Annotated in this window: 7 protein-coding genes; 1 reads left to right on the top strand and 6 read right to left on the bottom strand. The window is 63.4% G+C overall.

Annotated elements, in window-relative coordinates; translation table 11 throughout:
* The 5 genes from AC0L2P_RS29555 to AC0L2P_RS29535 all read right to left on the bottom strand — a co-directional run.
* Positions 1-1,619 (bottom strand): efflux RND transporter permease subunit (locus AC0L2P_RS29555; protein WP_473506446.1); only part of this gene is annotated, 1,619 nt, incomplete at its 3' end.
* 2 nt (positions 1,620-1,621) lie between these two features.
* Entirely contained in the window at positions 1,622-2,815 is a 1,194-nt protein-coding gene (locus AC0L2P_RS29550; protein ID WP_473506444.1) for an efflux RND transporter periplasmic adaptor subunit, read from the bottom strand.
* A 282-nt stretch (positions 2,816-3,097) separates the two neighbouring features.
* Positions 3,098-4,228: a patatin-like phospholipase family protein gene (locus tag AC0L2P_RS29545; RefSeq protein ID WP_473506454.1), complete on the bottom strand. Its 1,131-nt coding sequence runs from the start codon at positions 4,226-4,228 to the stop codon at positions 3,098-3,100.
* 26 nt (positions 4,229-4,254) lie between these two features.
* Positions 4,255-5,037 carry a 3-hydroxybutyrate dehydrogenase gene (locus tag AC0L2P_RS29540; protein WP_473506442.1) on the bottom strand — a complete coding sequence of 261 codons (783 nt, stop codon included), beginning with the start codon at positions 5,035-5,037 and terminating at the stop codon, positions 4,255-4,257.
* Positions 5,038-5,237: 200 nt separating this feature from the next.
* A complete protein-coding gene (locus tag AC0L2P_RS29535; RefSeq protein WP_473506440.1) occupies positions 5,238-6,326 on the bottom strand; it encodes a citrate synthase/methylcitrate synthase in 1,089 nt (362 codons plus the stop codon).
* 92 nt (positions 6,327-6,418) lie between these two features.
* Here AC0L2P_RS29535 and AC0L2P_RS29530 point away from each other — a divergent pair, with 92 nt between their 5' ends.
* On the top strand, positions 6,419-7,567 hold the full coding sequence (locus AC0L2P_RS29530) for a citrate/2-methylcitrate synthase (protein ID WP_473506438.1): 1,149 nt from the start codon (positions 6,419-6,421) through the stop codon (positions 7,565-7,567).
* Between the two features lie 66 nt (positions 7,568-7,633).
* On the opposite strand, the gene phaR is transcribed toward AC0L2P_RS29530, so the two are convergent.
* Positions 7,634-8,242 carry a polyhydroxyalkanoate synthesis repressor PhaR gene (gene phaR, locus AC0L2P_RS29525; protein ID WP_473506436.1) on the bottom strand — a complete coding sequence of 203 codons (609 nt, stop codon included), beginning with the start codon at positions 8,240-8,242 and terminating at the stop codon, positions 7,634-7,636.
* Between the last annotated feature and the right edge of the window lie 113 nt (positions 8,243-8,355).

Raw genomic sequence — 8,355 nt, 5'->3', positions numbered from 1 at the left:
AAGAATTCGACGCCGGCGCCGAATTTCGAATAGGCGTAGCCGACGCCGAACAACAGCGCCACGGTGAGGACAAGCACTGTGATGGGATAATGCACCGCCTGCTTGACCACCGCCATGTACCAGCCGTCGTGATTGTCGTCCGGGTGATGAGCCGGCGCCTTGGCGAATATCGCGCCCAGCGTCGGCGCGAAGACCAGTGCGTAGAGCATCGAGGCCGAGAGTGTCACGATCAGCGTGATCGGCATATATTTCATGAAGTCGCCGATAATGCCCGGCCAGAACAACAGCGGCGAGAAGGCGGCAATGCGCGTCATCGTCGCCGCGATAACCGGGCCGGCCATGCGCTTGGCGGCAAGCGCGAACGCCTGTTGCTTCGGCATGCCCTCGCTCATACGCCGCTCGGCGAATTCGGTGACGATGATGGCGTCGTCGACCAGCATACCGACCGCCAGGATGAGACTGAACAGCACGATCATGTTGATCGTGTAGCCCATCATCGCCAGCAACAGGATGCCGATCAGGAAGGATGAGGGGATGGCCAATCCGATCAGCAGCGAGGCACGGCCCGACAGCGCATAGAGAATGACGATGAACACCAGGATGACGGCGATCATCACGTGGTTCTGCAGGTCGCCGAGCAACTGGTTCACGAAGACGGACTTATCTTGCGTGTAGGTGACGTGCATGCCCTCCGGCATCGTCTTGATGAAGGCGTTGGACACCTCCCTGACCTTGCCGATCGTATCGATCAGGTTGGAGCCGATGCGCTTCTTCACCTCGATGGCAATCGCCGGCTTGCCGTCGAGGCGGGTCACCGTCTCGGCGTCCTTGAAGGTCGAGCGGATGGTGGCGATATCCTTGGCCTGCACCACCGCATTGGGGCCGGCGACGACCGGAAGCGCCGCCACGTCCTCTGGCGTCTCGATAAGCGACGGCACCTTGACCGCGTACTTGCCCTCGGACCCTTCGATGTTGCCGGCGGCGACAAGACTGTTGGAAGCGCCGACCGCGCCGATCAACTGCTCTAGTTGCAGCCCGTAGGACGACAGTTTCATCGGATCGATGACCACTTCGACGAGGTCGTCGCGGGCGCCCTGCAGCGAGCCCTCGAGCACGCCAGGCACTTCCTCGATGCGGTCGCGCAGCTCGCGCGCGGCGGCCGTCAGCACGCGCTCGGGCACCTCGCCCGACAGCGTCACCACCAAAACGGGGAACTCGGAGACATTGACCTCGGTAACGACGGGCTCCTCGGCCGCCTGCGGCAGGTCGGCCTTGCCGTCCTGTACCTTGCTGCGCGTGTCCTGCAGCGCGGTGGCGAGATCCGTCTGTGGCTGGAATTCGACCAGCACATAACCGCCGCCCTGGAAGGCGGCCGATCGCATCTCCTTCAAGCCCTTCAGGCTCTTCAGCTTGGCTTCCATCGGCCGCAGCAGGAGGCGCTCGGAGTCTTCCGGCGAGATGCCCTGGTAGATCAGGCTGACATACATCATCGGAATTGGAACGTCCGGTTCCGCTTCCTTTGGCGTCGACTGGTAGGCGACCGCACCGGCAAGGATGAGAAAGACCAGGACCGAAATGGTCAGCCGGGCATTGCTGATTGCAAGTTTGACGATGTCCATGATTACTGCGTTCCGGTCGTCGCTTCGCCCAACAGCTTTTGAATGGTCGCCTGGTCTGCTTCGATCGGCTTGACCATTTCGCCTTCCTTCACCAGCTCCTGGCCGGCGACGATGATGCGGGCGTCAGCAGGAATGCCGCCGAGCACCAGGCCGGTCGGCGTGTCGTCGACCAGGTCGATCGGGAAGAACACGACCTTATCGCCCTTGTCGACGGCGCGGATGCCGAGATCGCCCTTGTCGCCGAGCGTCACCACGGAGCGCGGCAGCATGACAGCGTCCGTCGGCTGGGCGCTGAGCGCGATTTCGGCCGTCATGCCGGCCGGTACGGAACCATCTGCATTGGGGATGGCGACTTCGACCCGGAAGGTGCGGGTGGCGGACGACGCGTCACGGCTGATGTAGCGCACGGTGCCCTCGACGATCTGGCCGCTGACCAGCCGTACATTCGCCTTGTCGCCGATCTTCAGATAGCCGAGATCACGCTCGCTGACCTCGCCGCGGGCGATCACAGGGTCTAGGCTCAGAATGGTTGCCACCTCGCCGCCCTGCATGACCGAACTGCCAAGCTCCACCGGCACCCGGTCGATGACGCCGTCGAACGGAGCCCTCACCTCATTGCGATCAAGCTGGGCTTGCATGGCTTCCAGCATCGACTGCGCTAAGGTCAGGGTGGAGCGGGCGTTGTCGAGCTGCAGCTTAGGCAGATTGCCGGTTTTCGCCAGCCGCGAGGCCGCATCGAGTTCGGCCTGACGCTGCGCGACAAGCTGCTTGGCATTGCTGAGCGCCGAAAGTTTTTCCTCGGAAGCAAGCATCAGCACGAGGTCGCCCGTCTTGACGTGCTGACCTTGCTTGACCGGCAGCTTGTCGATGATGCCGTCGACCCGGGTCGCCAGCACCGCGCGCTTGTCTGCCTCGGTCAGTCCGGAAATGCGGATGGCGCGCGCATAGGTCCGCCGTGGCGGGGTTATGACCGCGACCGTGCGCAAAGACGCCTTCGGCTGTTCGGCTTCGGCAGTCCCCGATTCGGCATTCTTGGGCTTGCTCGCGTCCGCCTTGGGCTGCTCGACCTCGCCCGCCTTGGGTTTGCCGTCGGCGGCCGCGCTGCCGACTGACGAGAACTGTCCCGTCGCCATCCAGGCGGCAAACCCGATAAGCACAACAATGGCTGCAAGCTTGTGAAACCTGATTTTCGGCATCGTCATTTTTCCAGTGCACGGGGTTCGGCCAGGCCGCATCTTCTAGTTGGGGCGCGTCGCCGATATGGGTGCGCGCGAGGCCGTATTCAAATTGCCGTGATCGGCGAAGCGCGCTTCTACCTCAAAGTTGCATCGCAATATAGTCAGAAAAGTTGATGGGTTGTTGCTTTGGCTGCAAAGATGCGGCTGATGGATCGGCGCTCGATCACCAAAAAACAGCGGTATGGCAGCAAGTGTCAGGATGATTTAGACGATTGCGATGTCATCTGCTTTGCGCAGGCGCTAGGCCGGACGGCGGGCGGCCTGCGGCTGCTTGCGCGCTGCAAGAAACTCCTTGACCCGGCGGCCCGGCGCCGGCCCGCGCACCGGCTTCAAGCCGTCGTCGAGCTCGCCGGACAGATCGGTTGTCGGCCGCTTGCCGACGGCGTCGTAATTTTCTTCCAGCCAGTCACTGGCTGCGGTGCGGCCGAGGTCGCGCAGATAGGCAAGGAACGCCCATTCGGCATTGACTTTGGATGATGCCGACAAATCCTTGAACGCTTCGTCGGCATCGATGCGGTGCATGCGGATGTCGCGATATTCGCCGTGCGGCAATCGGCCGGCAGCGATCAGTTCCTTGACGAAGGCGATCGAGCGGAATTCGCGCAACAGCCCGGCATTGAAGGTGATCTCGTCGATGCGGTTTTGGATCTCATTGGCGCTCTTCGGCGTCCCCTCGCGGACCACCGGATTGATCTGCACCAGAAGCACGTCCTCGGTGGCCGCTGTCTTGAAGAACGGGAACAGTGCCGGGTTGCCGCCATAACCGCCATCCCAATAGGGCACGCCCTTGATCTCGACGGCACGGAACAATTGCGGCAGGCAGGCCGACGCCATCACCGTGTCGAGGTCGATCTCGCCGTCCGAGAAGACCCGCAACTGGCCTGTCTCGACATTGGTAGCGGAAATGAACAGTTCCATCGACTTGCAGGCGCGCACATTGTCGAAATCGATCTCACGTTCGACCACGTCGCACAGTGGATTGATGGCGAGCGGATTGGCGACATAGGGCGAAAATACCCGAGACATCGTATCGAACAGGAAATAGCCGGGCGTGTTCTCGATCGACCAATTGCCCCAGGCGACGTCCCAAGGCATGCGCTGCACCGGGCTGAAGCGGCCTTTTGCCGCCACCGCACGCCAGAAATCGTCGAGCTTACGCCGCGCGCCCTCGACGCCGCCGCGGACGAAACCGTCGGCCAGCGCCACGGCATTCATGGCGCCGGCGCTGGTGCCCGAAACCGCCGTTATATCGAGGCGCCCGTCCTCCAGCAGCCGATCGAGCACCCCCCAGGAAAACGCCCCGTGCGAACCGCCGCCTTGCAGCGCGATGTTGATCTTCTTTGGCTCTTCCACCTTGCCGTTTTTCGGCATGGCGTGGCCCTTGACCGCTGAAAGCTTCACTGAGCGGTCCAGCCGCCATCGACAGAGATGTGCGCGCCGTTGATCTGCGCCGCCGCATCCGAGCATAGGAACACCGCGGCCGCCGCAACCTGCTCGACGGTGACGAACTCCTTGGTCGGCTGCTTTTCGAGCATGACCTCACGGACCACCGTCTCGCGGTCCATCTTGTTGGCCTTCATCTGGTCGGGAATCTGCGCCTCGACCAGCGGCGTCAGCACATAGCCGGGACAAATGGCATTGCAGGTGATCTTGTCGCGCGCCAGCTCCAGGGCGACAGTCTTGGTCAAGCCGATAATGCCATGCTTGGCCGAGACATAGGCCGACTTGAACGGCGACGCGACCAGGCCGTGGGCCGAGGCGACGTTGACGATCCGGCCGCCACCGGCCTGTTTCATCAACGGGATGACGGCGGCGATGGTGTGGAAGGCCGATGACAGGTTGACGGCGATGATCGCATCCCACTTCTCGATCGGGAAGCTTTCCACCGGCGCGACATGCTGGATGCCGGCATTGTTGACCAGGATGTCGACCGAGCCGAATGCCTCGGCTGCCTTGGCCACCAAAGCCCGGCACTCGGCCGGCTTCGACATGTCGGCCTTGACGTAGACGGTCTTCACCTTGTGGTGCTTCGCAATTGCGTCGGCGACGGCGTGATCGTCGGCGGTGTCGGAAAAGGAATTGACGACGACGTTGCAGCCTTCGGCCGCGAGTGCGTGGGCAATGGCCAGGCCGATGCCCGAGGTTGAACCGGTGACGATGGCGGTTTTTCTGGTGGTCAAGGCGGCTTATTCCTTTCGAGGCGGGCTCCCGTGGAACCATGCTGCACTGCAGCATATAGGCTCTCTGTCACCCAAGAACAGCGGATGTGTGGAGCAATGACATGAAATTTTTGTCATGTAGGCACTCTCTCGTTTTGACGAGAGGGTGTCCGGAACCGGCTATAGTGGGCCGGTTTCCGTAAAGCATTCGGGGAGAAATCCTAAGCGACGAGGTCCGGCACCGGCCCGATATAGCGCGACTGCGGCCGGATCAGCCGTCCGCTCGACTGCTGCTCACGAGCATGGGCAATCCAGCCGGCGACGCGCCCGGCAGCAAAGACATTGGTGAACGCCTCTGTCGGAAAGCCCGCCGCTTCCAGCAGGAGCGCTGTGAAGAACTCGACATTGGTCTGGATCGAGCGCGAGGGCTTGGCGATGCGAAGCACTTCGAGGGCCGCCTGCTCAGCGCGCTCGGCAAACGCCAGCCGGTGGCCGGCTTCGCCCTTGGCGCCGAGTTGCCGCACCACCGCTTTCAGCACGTCGGCACGCGGATCGCGCACGCGGTAGATGCGATGCCCGAAGCCCATGATGCGGCGGCCGCGCGCGATCTCGTCACGCAGCCACCCGGCGGCGTCGCCATGCGCCTCGATCGCATCCAGCATGTCGATCACCGGACCAGGCGCGCCGCCATGCAGCGGCCCCTTGAGCGCTCCGAGCCCGGCCAGCACCGCCGAAGTAAGCCCGGCCTGCGTCGAGGCGACCACGCGCGTGGCGAAGGTCGATGCGTTGAGACCATGGTCGCAAACCGTCACGAGATAGGTATCGAGCGCCTTCGCCGATTTAGGCGAGGCCACAATGCCGGTCAGCATCCGCAGCATGTCGGCGGCATGATCGGCCGTGCTATCGGGCGCAATTGGGCTTTCGCCGCGCTGGAAGCGTAGCAAGGCCGGCGTCAGCACGGCAGGTGCCGCAACCAGCCGCAGCGCGTCCGGCAATTTGTCACCGTCCGGCAGCAGGGCAATGCCGGCGCGCATCGCGCTGTAAATGTCGAGGGATGCGAGAAACGGCAGCAAGGGTTCGATCTGCTCGAACACTTCGCGGCGCGCCCGACCGATCGCGTTCGCCAGTTCCTTGTCGCCGGGAAGATCGTCGAAAAAGCCGTCGAACAGCAGATGAACCACCTCGGCGTATTTCCAGCGGCCTGCCAGTTCGGGCAACGAATGGCCGCGGATGGTCAGGCGGCCACCAAGACCGTCAACATCGGAGAGCACCGTTTCCGCCGCCACCACATCATCGAGCCCATTCGCCATTGGTTTTCTCCTTGACCCTTTCCGGGCGGTAGATAAGGGTTGGCGACTGGACCATCAATCTTGATCAATCGAATCAACACACCAAGGCTGACATGACGGAGTGGCTGACGCGGGACGAAGCCCTGGAGCGTCTCAAGGTGCGCGCCCAGACGCTCTATGCCTATGTCAGCCGCGGACGCATCGGCATGCAGCCGGATCGGGCGGACCCACGCCGCAGCCAGTATCGCGCCGACGACATCGCGGCGCTGGCGAGCCGCCGGGCGCGCGGCCGAAATCCCCAGGCAATCGCCGAAAGCGCAATTGCCTGGGGCGAGCCGGCGATCGCCACCACGATCTCGACCGTTTTGCACGGCCGCCTCGTCTATCGCGGCCAGGATGCGATCGCTCTCTGCGAGGCTGCCACGCTGGAGCAGACGGCAAGCCTGCTTTGGGCATCCGACGCACCAGTGTCGTTCGCGTCGGCGAGCCGCCACGGCAACGGCGCAACTGGCCGGCCGGCGGCCTTCGCGGAATTGGCCGCGTTGGCGGCCAACGACCGGCCTTCGCTCGGCCGCAGATCGGCTTCGCTCAACCACGACGCGGCCGGCGTCATCGCCGCTCTGGCCCAGGCGCTCGGCGCGGTTCGCGGAACCGGCGCCGTGCATCAACGGCTGGCGCGGGGCTGGTCGCTTGATGCGGCCGGCACAGACTTGATCCGCCGCGCGCTCGTGCTGTTGGCCGATCACGAACTGAACGCATCGACCTTCGCCGCGCGAGTCGCCGCGTCCACCGGCGCACCTGTTTCGGCCTGCCTGCTTGCCGGCCTCGCCACGCTCTCCGGTCCGCGCCATGGCGGCGCCGCTGAGGCGGTCATGATGCTGGCGGAGGATGCGCAGAGATTGGGGCCGGATGCGGCTATCGGACGCTGGCTCGGTCACGACAGGCCGCTGCCCGGATTTGGCCATCCGCTTTACCCCGACGGCGATCCACGTGCGGAACCGTTGCTGGCCGCGATCGATGTCGACGATGGGCTGTTACGGCTTTGCGATGCGGCCTTTGCGGCAACGGGCATGCGCCCGAACGTCGATTTCGCCTTGGCTGCGCTGACGCGCAGCCTCCGCTTGCCGTCCGATGCGCCGTTCCGCTTGTTTGCGCTCGGCCGCAGCGTCGGTTGGGCCGCGCATGCCGTGGAGCAGGTGACAAGCAACGGCCTGATCCGGCCGCGCGCCCGCTACCGGGGACCGCTGCCGGAGCAGCTCTAGCCGCGTTGTTTGCGAAGTCTCAGCGGCACCTGAGGAAGTTTCGGCCGGCGCTTCGCCGGCCGGCAGTCACGACATCGTGTCGAGCTTGCGCTGCATGGCGGCGATCTGCTCCTTCAGCTCCTGAAGGTCGTCGGGTTTTTCCGATGTTTCCTTCCTGGCCGGTTCGCCCGGCGCTGCTGCCGGCGCAGAGCCCGCAGGCGGGAACGGCGTGAACAGCCGCATGGCGTTCTGGAACATTTCCATGTTGCGCCGCGTCTGCTCCTCCAGCACCTTGATCGGTGTGGCGATCTTCATCATGTCCATCGGCGACTTGCCGAGGGCATCTTTCATCTGCTCGCGAAAGCGTTCCTGCTCCTTAGAGAAGGCCAGCATCGACTGCTCGAGAAAGCTCGGCACGATCATCTGCATCTGATCGCCGTAATAGGCGATGAGCTGACGCAGGAACGGGATCGGCAGCATGTTCTGCCCGTCCTTATTCTCCAGCTCGAAGATGATCTGGGTCAGCACCGGATGGGTGATGTCGTCACCGGTCTTGGCGTCCTGGACAGTAAAGTCCTCGCCTTTTTTGACCATATCAGCGAGATCCTCGAGCGTCACATAAGTGCTGGTGCCCGTATTGTAGAGACGGCGATTGGCATATTTCTTGATAACAACAGGTTCGTCTTTTGCGGCCATCTGCATCCTCCCCGGACACCGGCCAGCTTAAGTAAGCCGCCGGTAACGATTGCGCCTTTTTTAAGGATATGCGCAAAAGCCTCATGAATCCAAGCAGTTTGTGCAGTGCGGGA

The sequence above is a fragment of the Mesorhizobium sp. WSM4836 genome, assembly GCF_055811815.1.
The sequence above is the reverse complement of the archived record's forward strand: the minus strand, read 5'-3'. Positions and strand labels throughout refer to the sequence as shown.

What these genes read in the sequence shown, in the direction of transcription:
- AC0L2P_RS29550 (WP_473506444.1), bottom strand. Translation starts at nt 2,815, where the DNA reads ATGCCGAAAATCAGGTTTCACAAGCTTGCAGCCATTGTTGTGCTTATC.
- AC0L2P_RS29535 (WP_473506440.1), bottom strand. Translation starts at nt 6,326, where the DNA reads ATGGCGAATGGGCTCGATGATGTGGTGGCGGCGGAAACGGTGCTCTCC.
- AC0L2P_RS29545 (WP_473506454.1), bottom strand. Translation starts at nt 4,228, where the DNA reads ATGCCGAAAAACGGCAAGGTGGAAGAGCCAAAGAAGATCAACATCGCG.
- phaR (WP_473506436.1), bottom strand. Translation starts at nt 8,242, where the DNA reads ATGGCCGCAAAAGACGAACCTGTTGTTATCAAGAAATATGCCAATCGC.
- AC0L2P_RS29530 (WP_473506438.1), top strand. Translation starts at nt 6,419, where the DNA reads ATGACGGAGTGGCTGACGCGGGACGAAGCCCTGGAGCGTCTCAAGGTG.